Raw genomic sequence first — 23,654 nt, forward strand, 5'->3', positions numbered from 1 at the left:
CACTTTAGTGTGGAACAATCAACGGATTACTGGATGTGTTCGGCGATTTGTCTTATTTCTAAAAGCAGTTGTTGCATTTCTTCTCGGTTTAAACGGACCGGGATTTGGTCATTGACGGTTAAAATGTATTCCTCATCTGCTTCGACCGCTTGCCCAATGTGATGATTGAGGTGCTCTAATTGCTCGGCATCAAGGACGGATTGGGTCTCGCAATGCTTCACGCGCCTGAGCACATACTCTTTCGACTGCGCGTCAACCTCCCCTGACAAAATGCTTTGATCCATACACGATCTCCTTTCGTCATAGCGTTCGCGGTTAGTTTTTGTGTAATAAGACAAATTTACTCGAAACGACCGACTCTCCTTCACATTTTCACTTTAGCACGAAAAAGGGTAGGTGCTACTTCGGTAGCACCTACCCTTCACTTCGCTAAAGCATCTCAACGGCACCTGAGATGTCGTAGTCGTTGAGGTCGAGTGTCGTTTCTTTGCCACGAGCGAGCCTTGCGAGCTCGCTTCCGAGAAACGGGCCGGCCGTTAAACCAGAAGAACCGAGTCCGTTGGCGGCAATAATCCCTTCAAACTCTGGCAAACGTCCGATAACAGGGAGAAACCCAGGTGCAACAGGGCGAAAGCCGACGCGCGTTTCTTCAATCGTCGCATCAGCTAGCCCTGGCGCCACTGCGAGTACTTTATCTAAAATCTCGTGCACCCCACCTGCTGTGATGCGCCCGTCGAACCCGAGGTCATCTTCGTGTGTCGCACCGACGACGACGCGGCCAGCTTCGAAAGTTAAGATATATTTATTTGTCGGTGGCATCACGACAGGCCAGGCACCCGTGTCCGTATCAGGCATGTTCAAGTGAACAATTTGCGCTTTTTGCGGTTCGATCTTGAAATCGACGCCGAGTGGTTTAAACAAAGGTTTCGCCCAAGCGCCTGTTGTGACGATCGTTTCATCGGCGTGGAGCGTTTCACCGTTTACCTTTGCGCCAGTTACGCGGTTGCCTTCAAACGCGAGTGTGGCGTCACCATCGATGACTTTGGCGCCATGCTTTTGCACTGAGCGAACGAGTGATGTACGAAGCGCATCACCTTTGACACGGGCGCCACCGCTGACGTGAACAGCGCCATACTCTTCCGCTAACGCGGGAAATTGTGCGCGTGTTTCTTCTGGCGACAAGCGAGTGATCGTCCCGATTTCTGGTGCGTCTTCACGACGGGTGTAAGCTCGTTCCTCCATTTGATCGAGCTTTTTTTCGTCGGTATGAAGGCTAATCGCGCCGACTTTTTGATATCCTGTATCCGTTTCTCCGTCTGCTTCCAGTTCAGCAATCAGTTCTGGATAGTATTTTGCGCCGCCTTTAGCGAGTCGGTACCAAGCTTTGTTGCGGCGTTGCGATAGCCATGGACAAATGATACCAGCTGCGGCTTCCGTTGCTTGTCCGTCATCAAAACGGTCGATAAGTGTGACGGTCTCTCCTGCTTTTGCGAGTTGATAAGCGGTTGTTGCGCCGAGGATCCCGGCGCCGATGACGATGTATGTACTCATAATATCTCCTTTTTCGGCGTTGTTTTTTGCGTGTCTGTACTTATTGTACTGAAAGTGAAAACGAGTCTCAATCGATCGGAAAGGCTTGTCTTCTTCTTAAAAGGAAAAACACACCACGGTTGTGATGTGTTTATTTGAATATGCTTTGTGGCAAATAGGCGGAGATGAGGTAGTGGGGGACGTCGACGATTTCGCTGATTTTGAGGTCGACGGCGATGCTTGATAGGGCGTAGGCTTCTTGGGGTGTGAGGCCGTATGTTTTTTCGAGGTGTTCGATCATGTAGCGGACGGAATTTTTGGCGGCGCTCATTAAGTCTTCGCCGTAGCCTGTGGTGACGTAGTATCCTTTTTCGTCTAAGCCTGGTGTTAGTGGGCCTGGTGTGATGAATTGTGGTTCTTGTATGGTTTTTCCTTTGTGAAGTTTGAAGCGTAATTGGATTTCCATGGGGGCTTCGATGGCTGATCCGCAAACTTCGCCGTCTCCTTGGGCGGCGTGGGTGTCGCCGACGGAAAATAGGGCGCCTTCGACCCATACAGGTAAGAAAAGTTTTGTTCCTTTTGTCAGGTGGCGGATGTCCATGTTGCCACCGTTTTTACGAGGCGGGATGACATCGTGTTCGCCTGGTTCTGGGAGAGCGGTGCCGATTGTGCCTGGGAATGGGCGAATTGGGATTTCGATGCCGTCGGCGAATTCGGCGGTTTGTTGGTTTTTCAAGTCCCATGTTTTTAGGTAAGGTTCGGAAAACTCTTCTTGTAGTAAGCCGAATTCGGGGAGAATCGCTGTCCATCCCCAGCTTTGTGTGCCAAAGTTTTCGATTTCTACTTCTAGTGTGTCACCTGGTTGGGCGCCTTTTACGTAAACGGGACCTGTGAGTGGGTTCAGTTTTGAAAGGTCGAGTTTTGGAATGTCGGCTGCGATGGATTTCGGAGATAATTGTCCCCCTGAAGCATCATGGACTTCAAAGTTGACGCTTTCTCCTGGATCGACAGAAAGAACGGGTTCGAGGCTGTTATCCCAAGCGTTGTGATGGCAATGTTTATGAATCGTATAATTTGTATTTTTCATCATTGTCCCTCCTTACTTTTAGTTATTGTTGTTTATTGTTATGAATAAACCATTGATACGATGTTATTGAAAAGATGTTTTGAATGGCTCTATACCGTCGGTCGATGTGATTTCTCTCGGTTTTCGTTTATGGAGTGGTTTGCCAAGAATGATGCGGTGGGTATTGTCGTTAAACATCGCCCATGTTGACTGGTCGTAAGTTTGATCGATATATTTTTTTGTCTCAAGCCAACGACATGGGCGTTTGTTCGTGTTGTGGGCATCGGATGCTAGGACGTGAATGAGACCTTGGTCGATAAATTGTTCGCATGCGGTTTTCGTTTGTTCACCGAAATAGCCGAGTACGCTTGCTGTCGTTAATTGTGTGCATACACCTCCTTCGACTAAACGATAAAGTATGTTTGGATTTCTGACGAGTTCGCTGTTTCGTTCTGGGTGAGCGAGAACTGGGGTGACACCGCGATCTAATAAGTGTAATAGGACTTGTTCGGTATAGTCAGGATAATAGTGAAACGGGAGCTCGACAAGCATGTATTTGTAGGCGTCGTTTGTCGTCAATGCTTCTTGGTTGTCGACGGCTTCTGGGAGTTTTGGGTGAATGCGCGCTTCTTGCCCTGGGAAGATGGTCAAGTCAATACCTTCTTTAGCGAGGGCTCGATTTAGGCGTTGCGATTTTTGTAGTATTGTTGAGCGGGTATTAGAAAAAACAGGTTCAGCGTGGTGTGGTGTTGCGACAATGCCTTCAACGCCTTGTTCCTTTGCACGTTTTGCCATCGCTATACTTTCAGATAAACTTTTCGCGCCATCATCTAACTCTGGAAGTATGTGACAATGAATATCAATCATACGCTTCCTCCTTATTAACCTTCAATTTGGAAAAATGAGGGCTTTTATGAGAAATCCTTCGTTGTGTCTATAAACTTTGGCAAGCTCTTCACATGAGCCTTATAGAAGAACTTCTATCGCAGTTGGCTGTGTATGTTTTGACTGCGTTGACCTTGATATCTTTTTTAAAAGTACGTTATCATCATTATACCATGCTCTCATTTATTGGGAACAAAAGAAATACTTGCATCAAACATATTTCCTTGTTTGTTGACATCATCATCTATACTGTCTTTCAGTTACTTAGCGTTCAAATCGATATGTACATATCATTGAATTAAAAGGTCTTTATATGACAGAAAATTCTAACAATAACTTGTTTGAAAATGAAAAAAGGAGTATTCGTATGTCCATTGATGCCTTTATTATGGGTCTAACTTTCATCATGATCCATATGTTTGCTAATGAGCTTATACCTGCTAATAGAATTCATCGATTAAAATGGTTCTCATTTTCAGGAGGGTTAGCTGTTTCCTACGTATTTGTCTATGTCCTCCCTACCTTGCATAAAGAACAACTTATGACCAAAGAGCACCATGATTTTTTCACGATGGAATCGGAGTTATATTTCATTGGTTTGTTTGGCGTGATCATATTTTATGGTATTCAAAAAGTCGTTAGAAAAGCACACGTCGACAATCAAGAAAATCATATTGGAATGCTTTTTTGGTTTCAAATCAGCTTTTTTGGCTTTTATAACATGCTTGTCGCTTATACAGTTGTTTCTCAAGAAGTCTTAGGGGTTCAGGCTGTTTTTTATGGACTGGCTGTTGGCCTTCACTTTATTGCCGTTGCCCACGATTTATGGATCGAGTATGGAGAAGCTTATAACCGTGTTGGTAGGTATATTCTTGCTCTCGGGATTATCGCCGGTTGGGCTACCGGACTGACCCTTAACTTATCTTCTTTAACTGAATCGATCATTTTTGCTTTCATCTCTGGAGCGATGATTCTAAATGTCCTTAAATACGAACTGCCACCAGACCACGAATCTCACTTCAGCACGTTTACCATCGGTGTTTTATCTTACACAATGATTACGTTGTCGTTAAAATACTTTTTTCAATGGTAGTTTTGGAAATTGGAAATGGGCGTTCGTTAAACTTCAAGGATGTTATTGAACCTTTGAACCTCCTCTAATTACATAGAAACACATTTCGCCGTATCACCTGGTTGTTATTTATTTGACAACGTTCTTCGACGGTTCTTTGACGAGGGATTTTTTGACATTATTTCCACAGAAATAAGACATGACGTGTGTACGTTCAACAAGTGCGTCGTGATTCGTCATGTTTTATTGTCGTACGTCTGTCGGGTCACAGAAGCGATGTTGAACAGTCATTCATAGGTTTGATCATCTCTCTCACTCGTGCTAATTCCATCCTTCTAGGAAATCCTCCTTTATTCATTCTGTATGAGATGTAAGGCGTTTATTAAGCTATGTTTGATGGAGTCGTCCCCCTACTTCGACATCATTTCCTAGGAAATGAACAGACTTTGTCGCTTTACAACGCGGTTTCGACGATTCAAGCGAATTTATGGTTATTGGAAATAAAAGGTTGCCGTCGCACCCTGATTGCTGGTTCACATTTTGTCAGTATGCGGCGAGATCCTTTATCGTGATAAAGGGTAGGTGCTACCGAAGTAGCACCTACCCTTTAGTTCACTAAAGAAAACGTTTACTTGAAATATTTGCTCTGTTTCTCTATAATAAGTACCACTGTCGAAAATGCTCGAATGCTGGCACGGTTCATAATGGAGGTGATGCGATGCTAACCGTAAAAAAAGTGTTAAATAACAATGTCGTGATTGCCGAGCACCCGAATTATGATGAAGTCGTCCTCATTGGGAAAGGGATTGGTTTCGGGAAGAAAAATGGTGACGAGATTGCTGGTGAACATGCTGAGAAATTTTTCGTGTTGAAAAATGATGAAGAACAGCGCCAATACATGAATTTGTTACAATATGTCGATGAGTCATTCATCGGGGTTATGAATGAATCTGTTGAAATGATCGAAAATCGTTTTAGCACGAAACTTCATGAGCATATTCATGTTGGTTTGACGGACCACTTGTACTTTGCAATAAAGCGCATACAAAAAGGTCATGGTATCTCGAACCCTTTTTGCAAAGAAACGGAGCTTGCTTATCCTCAGGAGTACGCTGTTGCTCGTGAACTGACCGAATGGCTGAACGAACAATTGGACGTTCTCATACCTGAAGGGGAAATTGGTTTTATAACGCTTCACATTCATAGTGCGTTAACGAATCGGGATCTTGCTGAGGTGAATAAGCATACGCAGTTGATTAGTCAGCTTGTCGAGTTAATTGAGGATTCTTTGAAGATCAAAGTGGACCGGCAGGATATGGATTACTTGCGTCTCGTGCGGCATTTGCACCACACGATTGAGCGAATTCAGTCGAAAACGTACATGGAAAAACAGGACAATTTACAAAAGGTGTTGCAATCTGAATATCCTGTGTGCTATTCTTTGTCTTGGCAATTGATGAAAGTGATGCAACAACAATTACAAACGCCGATACCGGATGCTGAAGCTGTTTATTTAACGTTACATCTACAGCGGTTGGCGAAATCGAACGAATAATTTTATACCGGAATGATAACAATCCTTTTTCCGTGTTACTGGTTATGCAGGCATGAGTGAAAAAGATTGTAGTGAACACATGAAGTGGGGTGTCGTATACCCTCTGCTTTGTGGAATTTTCGCTACTCTCTTTTTGCTCATGCCTTTTTTGTTTGTTGTTGCGGAGGATTCATCTTATTCACTTTATAGGAGAGGTGTTTTAAGCGATGTTTAAAAATTCATTTGGGGTCCTGCAAAAAATCGGACGTTCCTTAATGCTTCCAGTCGCGTTGCTTCCGGCAGCGGGTATTCTACTCGCCTTCGGTGACGCGATGCAAAATCCAGACATGATCGCTCGTTTTCCGTTTTTGGATAGTGCGGTTGTGACACTGATTGCTGAAATTATGCAAGCATCTGGTGATATCGTCTTTGGTAACTTAGCGCTCTTGTTTGCTGTTGGGGTTGCGATCGGATTATCAAACGGTGATGGGGTTGCTGGTTTAGCGGCGATCATTGGTTATTTAATTATGAATGTGACGATGAATGTGATGAGTGGGGTCACACCGGAAATGGTTAGTGACAACCCTGGTTATGTAAATATTCTTGGCGTTGATACGTTAGGAACAGGCGTATTCGGCGGGATTATCGTCGGTCTGATGGCTTCGTATTTGTATAATAAATACTACAATATTGAATTGCCGTCATACCTTGGATTCTTTGCTGGTAAACGTTTTGTTCCGATTGTCACAGCAGCTTCTGCGATTTTATTAGGGGTTGCGATGAACATTTTTTGGCCTTTTGCACAAGAAGGGCTCAACTCGTTCTCGTACTTTATGACAGAAGCAAACCGTACATTGGCAACATTTATTTTCGGTGTCATTGAACGTGCATTGATACCATTCGGTTTACACCACATTTTCTACTCGCCGTTTTGGTTTGAGTTCGGTCAGTATACAAACGCTGCTGGCGAAGTGATCCGTGGTGACCAACAGATCTTCTTTAACCAAATTCGTGATGGCGCTGAGGTTACAGCGGGTGCATTTATGACTGGTAAGTTTCCATTTATGATGTTCGGTCTTCCTGCTGCTGCGCTTGCGATTTACCATTGCGCACGCCCTGAAAAGAAAACTGTTGTTGCAGGTATCATGGGTTCTGCGGCGTTAACGTCTTTCTTAACAGGGATTACAGAACCGATTGAGTTCAGTTTCTTGTTTGTTGCACCATTATTGTTTGCGATTCACACGATTTTCGCTGGTTTATCATTTATGGTGATGCACCTATTAGATGTCCAAATTGGGATGACGTTCTCAGGCGGAGTCATCGACTTCTTCCTTTACGGCATCTTGCCAGGTAGAACAGAATGGTGGCTCGTTATTCCAGTCGGCCTTGTGTTTGCTGTCATTTACTACTTTGGTTTCCGCTTTGCGATCCAGAAGTTTGACCTTATGACGCCAGGTCGTGAAAAAGACAACAGCAATGGCGATGCAAGTGGCTCTGAAAATGGAAACGCTGAATTACCATACGAAATTTTGAAAGCTTTTGGTGGAAAAGAAAACTTAACGTATTTAGACGCGTGCATTACACGTCTTCGTATCTCAGTTGAAGATAAATCACAAGTCGACAAAGAGCGCCTTAAGCAACTTGGTGCCTCTGGCGTCATGGAAATTGACAAAAACATCCAAGCGATTTTCGGCCCACGTTCAGAAACGATCAAAGGGCAAATGGAAGATATTATCCAAGGAAAAACGCCTGTACCTGAAGAGGAAGTAGCTGCGACTGCTCCAGCTACAGTTGAAAGTGATGTAGAAATCGCGATGCCACTAAACGGTGAAGTAAAACCACTTTCTGAAGTGCCAGATAAAATGTTCTCTGAAAAAATGATGGGTGATGGTTTTGCGATCGACCCAGCTGACGGTGTGGTTGTCGCTCCTGTTGCTGGTAAAGTCGTAAACTTGTTCTCAACGAACCACGCCATCGGTTTACAAACAGAAGAGGGAACAGAAATCTTGATCCACTTCGGTATCGACACCGTCAATTTGAAAGGCGAAGGATTCACCGCTCACGTTGCGCAAGGTGATGAAGTAACAGTGGGACAACCACTTCTTACGGTTGACCTTGATCGCGTCCGTGAACAAGTCCCAGCTGTTATTACACCAGTGATCTTTACGAACTTGAGCAGTGACCAATTCGTACAAATTGATAAAGCTGGCGAAACAAAGACAGGCGAAACAGGCCGAATTCATATTTTGAAACGTTAAGCTTGTCCGCTTAGATATGATTTTCCGTGATTTTGCGCGGTGAAGTGCGAAAGGGTAGGTGCTACTTCGGTAGCACCTACCCTTTACTCTGTTAAAGCACTTTTTTCATACGGTTCCTGGTGCTCTTCTTCAATCGACCGGCTGGGAAGCTGCCAACCGTAATAAACCGAACATAGACGAAGTGCGACAATCACAACCACGATCAGTAATACTTCAATTGTTCCTGTCAGCCAACCGAGTCCGATGAATAAGCCAGGGATCAACGTCCAAGCGATATAAATTTCTTTTTGCAGAAAAAGCGGTTTCCGACCAGCAAGAACATCACGAATCATGCCGCCACCTGTACCTGTTAACGCAGCTGCTGCTATACACGCACTAAGTGGATGTCCCATGGAATAGGCATACATTGCGCCTTGCACAGAAAATGCGCCAAGACCAATCGCATCGAAGAAAACCCCACGATGAAGGAGCGTCCACCTTAAAATTTTTGGAAACACGAAAGCAATCGTCATAACGATAAAAGCAACTGTAAATAATGTTCCTTGGTCCCATAATGCCGAGACCGGTACACCGATTAAAAGGTTTCGCACCGCACCACCACCAAAGGCGGTGATAAATCCGAGGATATACACCCCCATCAAATCATACCGCTCCTCCATCGCAACCAAAACACCACTCAAAGCAAAAGCAATCGTTCCAATTACATTTAACAAATCCCACACCGTGAACATCCTTCTTTCTCTATCATTTGCATGCTCAAAACTAACATTAGTTTATGGCATAGTGAACTTGTTTAGCAAGAAATACACCTTAGTAAAATAGTCACTATATAATAGAAGAAATTCACTTTGAACAGGCGTTCATTAGACGCTTTATTACGTTGGCGTACGAAAGGGTAGGTGCTACCGAAGTAGCACCTACCCTTTACCAAACTAAAGCACACCAACTTCCCGCCCTCTAAAAAACTTTCCCACTATATAAATAGTATTTACCCTCTCTTATAAAAATTCCACTAAAGCAACCTTCACACCATTGCTTGTCACAAGCCTTTCACTAAAACGCACTCCGTAAATTCCTTTTTTTTACATAGTGACAACATTTTTGTTATAAAGTATAATGAAAACTTGGGAAAATAGAATAAAAGTGGGTGAATAACAGCATGAATACGTGGATCTTACGTAGTATTGTATACACCGCAGGTCTGATCATCCTATCATTTGGTGTCAGTTTATTAATTACCGCAGACTTAGGTGTTGGTCCTTGGGACGCTTTATTTGTAGGCTTATCTACAACAATTGGTTTGACAGCTGGTAGTTGGATTTTCATCATTGGCATTATGCTTATTATCATTAATGCATTTTTACTCGAAAGAAAACCTGATCTCCCAGCAGTGGCAACGATTTTTTTACTAGGGTTGTTACTTGATTTTTGGCTATTGTTCGTTTTTAGTAACGTAACACTTTCATCGTTTTCATTACAGCTCTTTTTACTCTTTAGCGGAGTAATGTTAATGGCCGTTGGAATTTCTTTATACTTACAAGCAGGCTTTGCCAAAAACCCGATCGATAATTTGATGATTGCATTCCAATACCGTACAGGTAAAAGTCTGAATGTCTCTAAAACGATACTTGAATTCATTGCTCTTACAGCAGCTTTCATCTTTAGCGGCCCTATCGGCTTAGGAACATTGATCATCGCATTTTCTATCGGCCCGTTAATTCAAGTATTTTACCCACCGTTTGAAAAGCGATTTTGTTTTTCTTAACTTAATGCCACCCGCAACTTTCATAAGAGGCGGGTTTTTCAGCGCATGTGATGTTTCCGCTCTCATAGCTAAAGGTTGATCCTTTCGCTTGACTCACTCTTTTACAGAGTACTAAGAACACGTTCACAAGGAGGGAATGAATATGAGCCCAGAACAAATTGGCTTCAGTTTTATTGTACTAGGTTTCTTTCTCGTAATCGGAAAATGGCTTCGTGTTTACACACATATATTTCAGAAGTTATTTTTACCTTCATCGATCATCGCTGGTATTTTAGCTTTATTATTAGGACCTGAAATTTTCGGCAGTATCGTTGCCTTTTTCTCATCAGAAGAGCATGTCCTATCACAAGGATTAATTCCAGAACACATCTTACAAGTTTGGGGAACACTTCCCGGCCTATTTATTAATGTCGTTTTTGCGTCTTTATTTTTAGGGACATCACTCCCCAGCATACGAAAAGTATGGATGGTCGGTGGCCCTCAAGTTGCCATGGGACAAATGGTTTCTTGGGGACAATACGTTGTCGGTTTGTTACTTGTCATACTCATTTTGACGCCTTTCTTTGGGACAAACCCTCTTGCAGGCGCATTGATCGAAATTAGTTTCGTCGGTGGTCACGGAACTGCGGCCGGTTTAGGTGATACCTTCGCCCAACTCGGTTTCGCAGAAGGTGCCGACCTCGCCGTCGGTTTGGCTACAATCGGTATTTTAAGCGGTGTCATCATCGGGATCATTCTCATTAACTGGGGCGCACGTTCAGGACGCGCGAAACACGTCGGTGGTGAAGAATCCCTCTCAAGTGAAGGCCGTAACGGAATTGTTGAGTTGGACAACCGTTATGCAGGGTCAGAAATGACGACACGCCCTGAATCCGTTGACCCACTATCACTTCATTTAGCATACGTCGGAATCGCAATCGGTATTGGTTTCATCCTACTCGAAGGACTCGTTTTACTCGAACAATACACTTGGGCCGCTTGGACAGATGTAGAAATCATGACTTACATCCCACTCTTCCCACTCGCGATGGTTGGCGGTATCATTACCCAAGGCCTGTCTGATCGTTACGACCAATTCAAATTAATCGACCGAAAAACGATCAACCGAATTAGTGGCTTTTCATTAGACGTTCTGATCGTCAGCGCACTTGCGACCATCTCCCTTTCCGTTATCGGTGAGAACATCGTCGCATTCGTATCACTCGCTGTCATCGGTATCGTCTGGAACGTCTTTGCATTTATCGTCCTTGCACCGAAAATGATTCCGTCCCACTGGTTCGAACGTGGAATCGGTGACTTCGGACAAGGCACAGGGATTGCCGCAACTGGACTCTTACTCATGAAAGTCGCCGACCCAGAAAACCGCACACCCGCACTGGAAGGTTTCGGCTACAAACAAATCCTTTTTGAACCATTCGTCGGCGGTGGTCTCGTTACTGCAATCTCTATGCCACTCATCTTCCAATTCGGACCCGTGGCCATGCTCGTGATCACATCAATCATCACCTTGTTTTGGCTACTTTTCGGCATTCTTTACTTTGGAAGAAAATAAGACAAGCGTATGTTGCTGTCACCCACTTTTCGTTTTCATGTGGAGGTTGGATGCCGCTTTTCCGCTTTAATGCATTGAACGGTAGGTGCTACTTCGGTAGCACCTACCGTTTTTTACTGTACAGTGCTAAAGGTTATGCGTACTTTGTTTTCCGCTCACTGCTTGCATAGATAACCAATTCATATAAGCTAATTTTTGTTCGCGTTCAGTTCCAGGAAAATTCGTTAAGACAGGTGTGGGATCAAGAAATTGTGGCGGTCGTTTCAATGTTTGCGGAGAAAAGTAGTGGACACTACTCCACGGGTACCATGTCAAATCACTGACGAGATTCGCTGCGTACGGGTTCGTATGAATATAAGCACTCGTCACAAGCAAACCTTTCGCTGTTTTCACAGCATTATCATGGTAACGTTTTTCAAACACATGACCTGTTGAATCATATTTTCGATTGTAATAATCAGCATATCTTTTGTTGAGGTGAAACATAATTTTGGGAATTGCCTTATATGGGGCACGGAGGAGAAGATGATAGTGATTACTCATCAAACAATAAGCACATAACTCATAAGGGATTTTTTCATGCGCACGAGTGAGTAACTTGAGAAACTTGTAATAATCGGCTTCTTCATGAAAGATTTCTTTCTTACTATTCCCCCTCGTATTAATATGATAAAAATAATGAGGGACCCATTTTCTTCTTTGATACGCCATGGCGTCACTTCCTTTCTGTTTTCTATAGATTACATTTCGACATCATTTGCCAAAAACCTTCTACATTTTCACTTTATCTTGTTAAAGGGTAGGTGCTACTTCGGTAGCACCTACCCTTTGACTCACTAAAGCACGAAATCCCCCTACCTTTTTTCCTATTGATTTATAGACATGTATTTGTTAAATTTATAGAATATTTTCATTATTAAAAGATATATATAAACTTACCGAAAGGGGTGATGAAAATTGGAAGCAATTGAACATTGGATTGATACGGTTAATGGTGTTGTATGGGGTTTACCGCTCATTATTTTGCTTGTCGGGACAGGTTTGTACCTAACCGTCCGCTTAATGTTCTTTTCGTTTCAACAGCTACCCTATTCATTGAAATTATTGTTCACTAAGCGTGACAACACCGAGAAAGGGGACATTTCTCACTTTCAAGCGCTTATGACCGCGCTCGCCGCAACAGTCGGTACCGGGAACATTGCCGGGGTCGCCTCGGCTGTCGCTGCTGGCGGTCCAGGTGCTGTATTCTGGATGTGGATCACCGCTTTTGTCGGGATGGCAACGAAATACAGCGAAGCGATCCTCGGGGTTAAATACCGTACGGAAAACGCCAAAGGGGAAATGGCTGGCGGTCCGATGTATTACATCGAAAAAGGGCTCGGTATGAAGTGGCTCGCTGTTATCTTTGCTCTCTTCGCTTCCATTGCTGCCTTCGGGATCGGTAACATGGTCCAGTCTGAAGAAGCCGCAGGTGTTGCTGCTCAAAATTTCGGAATTCCGATGTGGGTAACAGGTCTTATTTTAAGTGTTCTCATAGGTTTAGTCATTATTGGTGGGATTAAAAGTATCGGAAAAGTCGTCGGTGCCATTGTACCTGTCATGATCATCTTTTATATTCTTGCTGGCCTCACCATTGTCGTCATCAACATTGATATGGTCGGCGCTGCCTTTGCACTCATTTTCACCGACGCCTTCACTGGCCAAGCTGTCGCAGGTGGTGCCATCGGTGCTGTCATCCAACAAGGAGTCGCCCGTGGTATCTTCTCAAACGAAGCCGGTCTCGGTACAGGTGGGATTGCCGCAGCTGCTGCGAAAACCGATGTACCTGCGCGTCAAGCGCTCGTGTCGATGACGCAAGTCTTTATTGATACGATCATTGTATGTACGATTACAGGGCTCTCCCTTGTTATGGGTCGTATGTACCTGGAGGAGTCCGACTCAGCCGCCCAACTAACGTCCGCGGCCTTTGAACAATTCTTGCCTGGCATTGGTGGAGTTATCGTAGCAATTGCACTCTTGTTTTTCGTATTTTCGACGATCCTCGGTTGGTCTTACTTCGGGGAAAAATGTATCACGTATTTATTCGGCGAAAAAGCATCGATTTATTACCGCTTCGTATTCGTGATCGCCCTCTTTGTCGGTGCAGTTGCCTCGTCTGAAATTGTCTGGGGCTTTGCCGATATCATGAACGGACTTATGGCGTTTCCAAACTTGATCGCTCTCTTACTTCTATCAGGCGTCGTCGTAAGAGAAACGAACAAGTTTCGAAAACTCCGCCAAGAAGAAAAACTCAAACAATAAGATCCTTTAGCGAACGAAAGGGTAGGTGCTACCGAAGTAGCACCTACCCTTTACTTTACTAAAGTCTCGAGTGTGCCTTTAAGTGCATGTACACTGAGCGTGCAATCATTCAAGGAAGACCATTCGAGCGGGTTGTGACTAATACCGTTTTTACTGCGGACAAATAGCATCGCGCTGGGACGATGCGCGCCAACGATCATTGCGTCGTGACCAGCTCCGCTTGGCAAAAAGAAGGAAGACCCTTGGGCTTTCTCGACGGCAGCGGCTGCTTTTCTTTGCAAATCATCCGCAATAGGCATTGGCGGAATACGGACATTTTCTTTAACTTGCGCGTCGACTTGACGTTCGCGCGAAACTCGGTGAACAAGGTTTGTCACATCGTTGATGAGTTGGTCACGGGTTTCTATGTGGATGTCACGGATGTCGACGGTGAACGTGACGTTTCCTGGGATGACATTGATCCCATTCGGCTCGACGGACATTTGTCCGACGGTGGCGACGGCGCTCTCACTCACTTTGGCAGGAAGGTGCTCGATTTGGTGGATGCATTCGCTAGCGGCGATCAAGGCATCCGCACGGTCGTCCATCGGCGTGTTTCCAGCGTGACCAGCTTCACCTGTGATCGTCACTTCCATCCAGGCTGGGCCTGCAATGCCTGTGACAACACCGACGGAAAGACCCTCTTTTTCGAGGCGCTTACCTTGTTCGATATGGACTTCGACGAAAGTGTCGATTTCATCGAGGTTGCGTTTGGCGGCGAAGTAGCCGTCGACAGTGAGCCCGTCCCGTTCGATGACCGTTTGAAAGCTGTCACCATTGACATCGGTGTACGCTACGTGTTCTTCACGATCGGCATCCCCGACCATCGCCGCACTTCCGCTAATACCGGATTTGAAGCGCGATCCTTCTTCGTCGGTGAAGATGACGACTTCATAAGGATTGTCAGGTGTGTAGCCCGTTTCCTTCCACGCTTCGGCGACTTCAAGTGCAGCGAGGACACCGAGCGGACCGTCAAAATGGCCACCGTTTGGCACACTATCGACGTGCGAACCTGAGAGAATGGCGGGCGCGTCTGACGTTGCGCCTTCTAGGCGACCGAAGATGTTGCCTGCACCATCTTCATGGACAGCGAGACCGGCATCTCGCATCCACGTTTTTACGAGCTCTTTGGCTTCCCGTTCTTCGGCGGAAAAGCCCATGCGGCTAGATCCGCCATCTTCAGTAAGTCCGATCTTACTCAGTTCAGCGAGTCGGCTGGCGAGTCGTTCGCCGCTAACACCTGAATGGCTTAAGTTTGTGTCGTAATCATTTGTAAGTTGATTGTAAAATTCCGTTGCGAAATTTGCTGGATTCGTCGTCATGCTGAAGATGCCTCCTTGTTTTTGTGCTGTAGTGTGTTGAAGGGTAGGTGCTACCGAAGTAGCACCTACCCTTTATTTAGCTAAAGCCCCGCGTCCTGTTTCCAGCAATTCTGAGCCACGTACTTTCTTTTCTCCACCACCTTGGGCGATTTGCTCGTTTCCGCCGCCTTTCCCGTCAATTTCCGCGAGAAGCACATCCGCAAGCTCCTTCATGTTCGCATCAGCCGCTTGCCCACGCGCACAAACAAACTGTAACTGCTGATCGTTTTCCGCAACAAGCACGACAATCGCCTCACTCGCCTCCGCGACCGCAGCCCGCGCCAACTGTTGCAACTCCTTCATTCCACGACCTTCATATACTTTGCCAACGAACGCTTCTTCCCGTTCAAATGCCAATTCCTTCGCTTCATGATGAAGAAGAGCCGTTTTCGTTTCCTGCAAAGATTTCTCCATTTGCTTTTCGTTTTCTAACAACCGTTCAACCGCCTCGACAAGCCCATCGTCCGGCGCATTTAAACGATCGTTTAACTTATGTAACACGGCTTGCTTTTCGTTGAACTGATGCCGTACACGATCCCCGCAAATAAACTGCACACGGATACGCTTTTTTTGCCGCTCCCAATTTAAAATTTTGCTCATCGTCACTTCACCCGTCGAACGTGGATGCGTCCCACCGCAACCGTTGTAATCAAAATCAGGGATGATGATCAGTCGGACAGTCCCTGTCACTGACGGGGTTTTGCGAAGTGGGTAGTTAGCTAATTCTTCTTCAGGGACTTGGCGCGTTTCAATCGCTCGGTTTTCTTGGATGATCTCGTTGGCACGCGCTTCCACCTGCTCTGCTTGCTGTTCTGTTAACCCGTCTGTATCCAAATCGATCGTACAGATCCGTTCTCCGAGATGAAAACTGACCGTTTCTATTTCAAAAAGCTCTGCAAAAGCTGCCGATAAAATATGCTGCCCTGTGTGTTGTTGCATATGATCAAAGCGACGCGGCCAATCGATTTGCGCAGAAACTTCTCTGTCCGTAACCGCGAGATCAAGCGGTTCGTTCAAATAATGGCGAAGCTCGCCATCAACTTCTTCAACGTCTACGACTGCTTGGCCATTGATTTCTCCCGTGTCATTCGGTTGGCCCCCAGCTGTCGGGTAAAACGCCGTTTCCTCAAGGACGACATAATCGTGACCCTCTTCATCCTGCGCTTGTCGCACGATGTTTGTTTCAAATGATTGTATGTATGCATCTTCATAGAATAACTTTTTCGTTGGCAATGGGTTAGTCCTCCTCAACGTGTATCATTTCCTCTATTATACACGCTCACTGTTTCTCGTTAAAGCATTGAAGGGTAGGTGCTACCGAAGTAGCACCTACCCTTTACTTAACTAAAGCACCAACGCTTGTGCGCGGTCTTCGATGTCTTTCATTTCTTTGCGGATCGACTCATTTTGTTCGTTCAAGTTTTCTACAGAAGCATTCATTTCTTCGATGCTAGCCGACGATTGTTCAATGATTGCTGCGAGATCTCCGAGCGCTTTTTCGGCTTGTGCCGCATTGTCTTTGGATGTTTCTCCTGATTCTTCAAAAGAACGGAGTCTTCCATTAAGCTCGTCCATGTAAGAACGCAACTGTTCGAAAGCGCTACTCACCCTCTCTGCCTGATTCAATGTCTCATCAACCATTGTACGGCTGTTCTGCATATGGTCGAGCGCGGAATCATTGGTTTCTTTTACGACTTGTAAGTTATCAGTCATTTTAGCGGCCGTTTGGTTCGTCATATCGGCGAGTTTACGGATTTCATCCGCGACAACAGAGAACCCTTTTCCTGCTTCACCGGCACGGGCCGCTTCTATGGATGCATTCAATGCTAATAAATTCGTCTGTTCGCTAATATTGATGATATCTTCGGAAAAGTTGCGCATCTCGTCAATGTTGGAAGTTAGTGCACTAAATGATTCGCTAAGCTTGGTGATTTGGAGCTGGAATTTCGTCATATCCCCATTCAAACTCCGTGCGTCATCGCTGCCACTTGTGACGTTTGCCGATGCTTCTTGAAATTCAGTGTTCAGCGATTGTATATCCTTCACCATCGTTTCCATAACATTCAGCGTATCGTGCGCGCTTTGCGAGATATTCGTCACTTTTTCAGTTTGTGCTGACGTACCCGCGGCCACTTCGGAGATCGCTTCTGAAATTTCGCCTTGTGCATCAATATTTGTTTGCACACGTTCGTTAACATTATCGAATTGTTCCTTCATCGCTGCAACGTTCGTCTCAAGAGATTGTTTTTCCTCTTCCTTTCGCGCGCCATCCGCTTCACTTCGGTGCAATAATTGTTCGATCGTCTCCATTTGTTTCTGATTTAAGTAAATGAGCACCCATGCAACTGTACCCGTTAATACATACGCGAGCATGACAAAAGGAAATATCTCTTGCAATACTGCTGTGTCAACCGAACTGTAAAACGCATTGAGGTAAAGGCCTAGTCCACCTGCAACGAACCCGCTCAAAAATACGATTTTATACAAATGTACGGTTGATAAAAATAGTAAAAAGAAAAAAATCACCACTGTCGATAGGCCACCGCCTAGGAAGAATATAGACGATATTGTAAATATGTATACGAGGATGACGAGCGCATACGGGAAAAACGTCTCTTTTTTCAGCCAATATTTCAAACCTGCATAAATGGCAAACAACAAGAACAATTCAATGCCATATAAAAACGCTACCTCTATGTTTTGTTGAAAAATTGCTAAAACCCCTGCGCTGGCAAGTGATATCGAAAAAACGAGCACCGCCAATAGGTTTTTCTTTTTTACATCGGACATTCTTAATTCATCTATGGATCCCCCAGTGTCCAACGGAAGTCCCCCTCCCTTTTTTAAAAGCTTACCACTTCACCTCATGAAAGTGTAGCTTTTTCGACAGTTTTCAATAAAAGTCAACATTTTGTAAGGTTATGATGTTGACTTTTTTTGTGTTAAAGCATTGAAGGGTAGGTGCTACCGAAGTAGCACCTACCCTTCATTCAACTAAAGTGTCCGTTCTTTATGCACTGTCTCGACTGGCTTTCATTTTCTCAAGAAAGCGTAAAATCGTCTCTTCGTAGCGGACTTTCAATAGCACACTCGCGACGACAACGGCAATCACTGCCGCACTAATAACATCCACCGGATAGTGATGCCCAAGGTAAATCCGCGACAAGCCCATCAGTGCCGCCAACACGAGATACGCGACACCTAGCTTTCGGTACACGTAAAATATCGCAAACGCAATCGCAAACGCCGCGAGCGTATGATTACTCGGAAACGACGACGCTTCGTTATGCGTAATCAAAAGTTCCAATTCATACGTAATAAACGGACGATCCCGATAATACAACTCCTTGATCAAAAAACCGATCCCGACTGTCGCCCCCATCGACAAACCAGCAACCGTAAACGTCGCGAACGTATTTTGCCAATGATTTTTCACAAGGTGATATATAAACACGACAACGAGTGACAACGCAAAAAACGTAGGGCCGTGTTCTGTCATCGCCATCATCACAGCATCTAACCAATCGTATTGATTCGAGAAACCGTGAAGCCAGTGAAATAATTGATGATCCATCATCGTCCTCTCCTTCTACTTCCCTTTTTGAATAAAACACGTTTGACTCATAAAATCTATTTTACCATTTTTTCAGTCCAAAAAAATAGGGAATTCGTGACTCCAACACTGTAAAGTACGAAAGGGTAGGTGCTACCGAAGTAGCACCTACCCTTTACTTTGATAAAGTGAAAAACTAACGTGTCCGGAATCTCTCAAGATAAGGAGCACTGGCCGTACCATGAAATAATACATGACTTGTCACCGCGCGTGTATTTCTTCCCCACCTACACTTCACGACTTCTTTTCCTCTACCACAAACAAAAAAGCCCAAATCACCCATGCAACAACTGTTAGCATACTCAGCACATTGAATACTTCCATGATTTCCGGCAGGGTTAAGTGACCGAAAAGTAGAATGGCTGCACCTGACACCCCAGAACCGATTGCTGCGGTTAACCCTCCAAGCATGTAGATCATACACACTGTTAACACAACCGCTGTTACAAATGGGATCCTTGTTTTCTTTGCCATATGAATTCCTCCTCACATAAGAGACGCCAATCATTCTAAATCGTTGCACAAAAATAGATAAAATATCAACTCTGTTCCGTCACCTGCTAATGTGCTTAAACGTACACTTGTTTACTTTAAAGCAGTGAAGGGTAGGTGCTACCGAAGTAGCACCTACCCTTCACTTCGATAAAGCACAAAATCTGACGCATGGTTGCGTCAGATTTCGAGTGGGAAGCGAATATGCACGGTTGTTCCTTGTCCGTTTTCACTTTGGAAATCAAGGTTTCCGTTATATTTATCGACAATGTTATAGCAAATCATTAAACCGAGCCCGGTTCCTTGGCTTTTTAACGTGTAAAATGGAGTTCCGAGTACCTTCATTTCTTCTTCAGACATGCCACAACCGTAGTCGGCAATGTCGATTTCGACGTTACCTTTCTTTTTAACAGCTCGCACATCAATGGAAGCCCCTGTTTCAGAAGCTTCAATGGCATTCTTCACAAGGTTAATAATCAGCTGTTTAAATTCAACACTGTTTGCAGCAATGTAACAGCCTTCTTCTGCTTGTAAGTTGATATCATTATCATGTAAATGGCCGTAAGATAATAGTAAATCTGTAATATTTTTAAGTTCTCGCTTCACATCAACAGTTTCTGGCATTTGCTCTTTACTTGATTTCGCAATCGTTAAGAAATCTGAAATCACGTGTTCGGCGCTGTTTAGCTCATCGATCATTAACGTATAACTTCTTTTAACAGCTGGGGTTAGCGATTGGTCATATCGGTGCAACTGTAAATACCCTTTGACGACAGTAAGCGGGTTTCTTATTTCGTGGGCTACACCTGCTGCAAGTTCTCCTGTTGTTCTTAAACGTTCTGATTGTTGCACTTCTGCATAATATGATTGGAGATTCCGTATTCTCGCCTGATGCATTTTAAAAATAATAAATAATAACGTTTGGCATAAGAAAATATTGATCAAATTTCCTGCTATATGCATCGTCAAGTAAGGAAAGTGTGTGCCTTGATCAATAAAAATGATATACATAAAAAATAGCGAAACGAGCACAGTGTTTGCTATAAGTGTGATGTAAAACAATTTTGAATCAAAGAACAGAATTGAAATCGCTGGAATAAAAGAAATTAATACGGGTGTTGTCGTCGCATCAGGATAAATGAAAAACAACAAATAAAAAAAAGCAAACATCACTGTGATCAGGAGATTTCGAAACCAAGGCTTTTCAAAGCGCGGATACATGATTAAACCCACTGATATAAAAATGACGAACAAAGTATGAATGAAAAAAATGACATCAATGTCTGCGTGACGTGGATTGTCAACGAGCAAACCTAAAACCAATATTGAAATAATAAAAAGTATTGAAATATAATAAGTTCGTTTATGAATGAGCTGAAAAATAGAATTCATTGATCTGCACCTTTACTATTAATTGAAATGAGACTAAACGACTATATTATAGCAAAACATCTTACTTGACCATACAACTTTCATAAAATCCACACAATATCTCTATATGAAAGCGATCCCTAGCCACGCAACAAGATAAACTTTTTCACTAAAGTAATTGATAGATAGTTCTAATGAACTACCCCCTTCCACTTCTAACTGATGAAGCGATCGTTTAGCTGAACGTTTGCACGTATGATAACATCAATACATAGATACGCATGAGGTTAACCCTTGTTTTTTGAATGCTTTAAGTATAGCCACATTCGACATCATTTTCCAATATTTTAACTTATGATAAAGGGGACATTTGTATGAAGTACGATTTTGATAAACAAATTAACCGTCGTGGAACATATTCTTTGAAGTGGGATGGCGGTGAGCTCATTAAACAAATTGGTTTGACGGAGAGGTATGATGAGGATTCGATCCCTTTATTTACAGCGGATATGGATTTGCCTGTTCCACAGCCAGTGATCGACGCTTTGCATAGAACGGTTGACCATCAAATTTTTGGCTATACGATCATTCCACCTGAATACTATGAAGCGATTCAAAAATGGTTCGCTGAAAAGTACGATTGGCAAATCGCCGTCGAGGAAATCGTCTATGCCCCAGGTACAGTCCATGCATTAAACATGGCAATTAAGGCGTTTTCTGAAAAAGGGGATGGTGTCATCATTCAACGGCCTGTTTATCCACCGTTTACAAATGCGGTTGAAAGACATGAGCGCGTCGTGCAAAATAACGCCCTCGTTCAAAATGATGACGGTGATTACGTGATTGATTTTGCTGATTTTGAGGCGAAAGCGAAAGATCCGAACACGACGATGTTTATTTTGTGTAACCCGCATAATCCAACGGGACGAATTTTCAGTAATGAAGATTTGCGGCGCATGTCGGACATTTGTGCGGAAAATGGGGTCACGATCGTCGCTGATGAAATTCACGGTGACCTTATCCGCACGGGTCAAACGTTTACTCCGATCGTCAAAACCGTGGAAAACGACGATCACATCGTCACTTTGACGGCGATCAACAAAACGTTCAACCTCGCGGGCTTGCATTGTACGAACGTGATTATTTCTAATCAGAAAATGCGCGATTTATTCACAGCGGAAATCGGCATGTCTTTACCGAGTCCATTTACTGTCTCGGCACTAATTGCTGCATACAACGAAGGGCAAGAATGGTTGGATCAATTGAAAGTTTACTTAGATGAAAACTTGGCGTTTGTGAAACAGTTTCTCGATGAGAGAATGCCGAAAGTGAAAACGTACATCCCTGAAGGCACGTACGTGATGTGGATGGACTTTAGTGGTTATGGCATATCAGCTGATGAAGTGCACGACCGCATATACAACGAGGCGAATGTCATATTAGAAGACGGAAAAATGTTTGGCGAAGAAGGGCTCGATTTCCAAAGAATTTGCGTTCCATCACCTAGGCCATTGATCAAAGAAGCGATGGAAAGAATCGAAAATGCCTTTGCTGATTTGAATTAGCGCTTTAAAGTACTGAATGGTAGGTGCTACCGAAGTAGCACCTACCATTCATTTAAGTAAAGCACTAAAGAGGGTCAGTCCCGCTTTACCGAAGTAAAGCAGCAAGCTTTGTTAATCGGCTGTCGGCGTGTTTAAACAGTTGTTTAAAACTGGTACAAAAGTAGTCGCGGTCATCCACGGCCATCGCGCTCCGCTCGGTACCGCCAACGCGGTTTCGTGGGCAGCCTCCGTTACATAGCGCTAAGTACTCGCACGAGCGGCACGCTTCTGGCAAGTCCGGTTTCATCTTCAAAAATTCGTCGTAGCGCGGGTGGTTTAAAATCGCCTCCAACGAATCAACGCCGACGTTCCCGAGCTTATACTCATCACTGATATAAAAGTCGCACGGAAACGCATCCCCATTTTGCTCTAAAATCAACACTTTCGGACACGCCTCCCGTTGTACGCACGATTCCATCTCCATCCCTAAATACGCCCGTAAAATGTTATCGAAAAAGCGAATATCGACGAGCGGTTGTCCGTCGTTATACCACGTGTCAAAAGCCTCGCACAAAAACGCCCCATACTCGTCGGGTGTGACTAAATACTGTCCGGGTTCACCCGGGGACTGTGATTTGAAATCCATACAAGGCAAAAACTGAATATGTGCAAAACGTTCCTGCTTATAAAATTCAAGCAAGTCAGCGGCGCGTCCTACGTTATCTTCGTGAATGACGGTTAAAATGTTAAATGGCACGCCGTAGCGACGTAAGGCGTCGACGCCGGCCATCGTTCGGTCGAAGGAGCCTGCTCCTGAGCCGGTCGGGCGCCGTTTGTCGTGGATATCTTTCGGGCCGTCGATGCTGACACCGACGAGGAAGTTGTACTTCTTGAAAAACTTCGCCCACTCGTCGTCGATGAGCGTTCCGTTTGTTTGGATCGCGTTACTGATGACGGTGTTTTTCGGTGCGTATTTCGCTTGCAGGTGGACGACTTTTTCGAAAAAATCGCGCCCAGCGAGGAGCGGTTCGCCGCCTTGCCAAGAAAAGACGGCAGCACCACGTGTCATCGCCATGTATTTTTCAATAAACGTCTCTAGTAGCTGGTCGTCGATGCGGTCGACCGCACTTGCATTCCCGGCGCAATCGCTATAATAGCAGTAATCGCATGCGAGATTACAAGATTCGGACACGGTCTTCCACATCACACTTACGATGTCTGGATTCCCCATTGTTTTGCTCCCTTTGTCAGTAGTTTTCCCCTTTGAACAG

The 23,654-nt window shown here is 44.5% G+C and carries 20 protein-coding genes; 7 read left to right on the forward strand and 13 right to left on the reverse strand.

Going from position 1 to position 23,654, the window contains the following annotated elements; all coding sequences use genetic code 11:
* Positions 1–26 precede the first annotated feature (26 nt).
* From HNQ41_RS09750 to HNQ41_RS09765, 4 genes are all read right to left on the reverse strand, one after another.
* Positions 27–284: a hypothetical protein gene (locus tag HNQ41_RS09750; RefSeq protein ID WP_184664242.1), complete on the reverse strand. Its 258-nt coding sequence runs from the start codon at positions 282–284 to the stop codon at positions 27–29.
* A gap of 145 nt (positions 285–429) precedes the next feature.
* Positions 430–1,551, reverse strand: a complete 1,122-nt coding sequence (locus HNQ41_RS09755; RefSeq protein ID WP_184664243.1) for an NAD(P)/FAD-dependent oxidoreductase — start codon at positions 1,549–1,551, stop codon at positions 430–432.
* Between the two features lie 130 nt (positions 1,552–1,681).
* Positions 1,682–2,617: an acetamidase/formamidase family protein gene (locus HNQ41_RS09760; RefSeq protein WP_246421595.1), complete on the reverse strand. Its 936-nt coding sequence runs from the start codon at positions 2,615–2,617 to the stop codon at positions 1,682–1,684.
* Between the two features lie 63 nt (positions 2,618–2,680).
* Positions 2,681–3,463 carry a tyrosine-protein phosphatase gene (locus HNQ41_RS09765; RefSeq protein ID WP_184664245.1) on the reverse strand — a complete coding sequence of 261 codons (783 nt, stop codon included), beginning with the start codon at positions 3,461–3,463 and terminating at the stop codon, positions 2,681–2,683.
* Between the two features lie 385 nt (positions 3,464–3,848).
* Here HNQ41_RS09765 and HNQ41_RS09770 point away from each other — a divergent pair, with 385 nt between their 5' ends.
* The 3 genes from HNQ41_RS09770 (at position 3,849) to ptsG (ending at position 8,345) form a co-directional block, all read left to right on the forward strand.
* The gene (locus tag HNQ41_RS09770) at positions 3,849–4,574 is read left to right on the forward strand and encodes a hypothetical protein (protein WP_184664246.1); all 726 of its coding nucleotides are present in this window, start codon (positions 3,849–3,851) and stop codon (positions 4,572–4,574) included.
* A gap of 697 nt (positions 4,575–5,271) precedes the next feature.
* The gene (gene glcT, locus HNQ41_RS09775) at positions 5,272–6,108 is read left to right on the forward strand and encodes a glucose PTS transporter transcription antiterminator GlcT (RefSeq protein WP_184664247.1); all 837 of its coding nucleotides are present in this window, start codon (positions 5,272–5,274) and stop codon (positions 6,106–6,108) included.
* A gap of 206 nt (positions 6,109–6,314) precedes the next feature.
* On the forward strand, positions 6,315–8,345 hold the full coding sequence (gene ptsG / locus HNQ41_RS09780) for a glucose-specific PTS transporter subunit IIBC (protein ID WP_184664248.1): 2,031 nt from the start codon (positions 6,315–6,317) through the stop codon (positions 8,343–8,345).
* A gap of 83 nt (positions 8,346–8,428) precedes the next feature.
* Here ptsG and HNQ41_RS09785 read toward each other — a convergent pair whose 3' ends face one another.
* The gene (locus HNQ41_RS09785; RefSeq protein ID WP_343043351.1) at positions 8,429–9,067 is read right to left on the reverse strand and encodes a trimeric intracellular cation channel family protein; all 639 of its coding nucleotides are present in this window, start codon (positions 9,065–9,067) and stop codon (positions 8,429–8,431) included.
* Positions 9,068–9,504: 437 nt separating this feature from the next.
* On the opposite strand from HNQ41_RS09785, the gene HNQ41_RS09790 reads away from it, so the two are divergent.
* Both HNQ41_RS09790 and HNQ41_RS09795 read left to right on the forward strand, forming a co-directional pair.
* Positions 9,505–10,110 carry a YczE/YyaS/YitT family protein gene (locus HNQ41_RS09790; RefSeq protein WP_184664250.1) on the forward strand — a complete coding sequence of 202 codons (606 nt, stop codon included), beginning with the start codon at positions 9,505–9,507 and terminating at the stop codon, positions 10,108–10,110.
* A gap of 142 nt (positions 10,111–10,252) precedes the next feature.
* Positions 10,253–11,662, forward strand: coding sequence for a sodium/glutamate symporter (locus HNQ41_RS09795; protein WP_184664251.1), 1,410 nt, complete (start codon positions 10,253–10,255; stop codon positions 11,660–11,662).
* A 126-nt stretch (positions 11,663–11,788) separates the two neighbouring features.
* On the opposite strand, the gene HNQ41_RS09800 is transcribed toward HNQ41_RS09795, so the two are convergent.
* Positions 11,789–12,373: a transposase gene (locus tag HNQ41_RS09800; RefSeq protein ID WP_184664252.1), complete on the reverse strand. Its 585-nt coding sequence runs from the start codon at positions 12,371–12,373 to the stop codon at positions 11,789–11,791.
* A 246-nt stretch (positions 12,374–12,619) separates the two neighbouring features.
* Between HNQ41_RS09800 and HNQ41_RS09805 the strand changes: the two genes are divergently transcribed.
* Positions 12,620–13,963, forward strand: a complete 1,344-nt coding sequence (locus HNQ41_RS09805; protein WP_184664253.1) for an alanine/glycine:cation symporter family protein — start codon at positions 12,620–12,622, stop codon at positions 13,961–13,963.
* A gap of 50 nt (positions 13,964–14,013) precedes the next feature.
* Here the strand turns inward: HNQ41_RS09805 and HNQ41_RS09810 are convergent, their stop codons facing one another.
* The 6 genes from HNQ41_RS09810 to HNQ41_RS09835 form a co-directional block, all read right to left on the reverse strand.
* Positions 14,014–15,324, reverse strand: a complete 1,311-nt coding sequence (locus HNQ41_RS09810; protein ID WP_184664254.1) for a Zn-dependent hydrolase — start codon at positions 15,322–15,324, stop codon at positions 14,014–14,016.
* Between the two features lie 72 nt (positions 15,325–15,396).
* A complete protein-coding gene (locus tag HNQ41_RS09815; protein ID WP_184664255.1) occupies positions 15,397–16,596 on the reverse strand; it encodes an alanyl-tRNA editing protein in 1,200 nt (399 codons plus the stop codon).
* Between the two features lie 111 nt (positions 16,597–16,707).
* Positions 16,708–18,186, reverse strand: a complete 1,479-nt coding sequence (locus HNQ41_RS09820; protein WP_184664256.1) for a methyl-accepting chemotaxis protein — start codon at positions 18,184–18,186, stop codon at positions 16,708–16,710.
* A gap of 187 nt (positions 18,187–18,373) precedes the next feature.
* The gene (locus tag HNQ41_RS09825) at positions 18,374–18,937 is read right to left on the reverse strand and encodes a phosphatase PAP2 family protein (protein WP_184664257.1); all 564 of its coding nucleotides are present in this window, start codon (positions 18,935–18,937) and stop codon (positions 18,374–18,376) included.
* A 273-nt stretch (positions 18,938–19,210) separates the two neighbouring features.
* Positions 19,211–19,450 (reverse strand): hypothetical protein, encoded by a 240-nt coding sequence (locus HNQ41_RS09830; protein ID WP_184664258.1) that lies wholly within the window; start codon positions 19,448–19,450, stop codon positions 19,211–19,213.
* A 198-nt stretch (positions 19,451–19,648) separates the two neighbouring features.
* Positions 19,649–20,860 (reverse strand): sensor histidine kinase, encoded by a 1,212-nt coding sequence (locus HNQ41_RS09835; RefSeq protein ID WP_184664259.1) that lies wholly within the window; start codon positions 20,858–20,860, stop codon positions 19,649–19,651.
* Between the two features lie 353 nt (positions 20,861–21,213).
* Between HNQ41_RS09835 and HNQ41_RS09840 the strand changes: the two genes are divergently transcribed.
* Entirely contained in the window at positions 21,214–22,404 is a 1,191-nt protein-coding gene (locus tag HNQ41_RS09840; protein ID WP_184664260.1) for a MalY/PatB family protein, read from the forward strand.
* A gap of 85 nt (positions 22,405–22,489) precedes the next feature.
* Here HNQ41_RS09840 and HNQ41_RS09845 read toward each other — a convergent pair whose 3' ends face one another.
* On the reverse strand, positions 22,490–23,614 hold the full coding sequence (locus tag HNQ41_RS09845) for an anaerobic sulfatase maturase (protein WP_184664261.1): 1,125 nt from the start codon (positions 23,612–23,614) through the stop codon (positions 22,490–22,492).
* Positions 23,615–23,654: the final 40 nt, after the last annotated feature.

Origin of the sequence: Texcoconibacillus texcoconensis, assembly GCF_014202575.1 — a bacterium.
GTDB classification, from domain to species: domain Bacteria; phylum Bacillota; class Bacilli; order Bacillales; family Salisediminibacteriaceae; genus Texcoconibacillus; species Texcoconibacillus texcoconensis.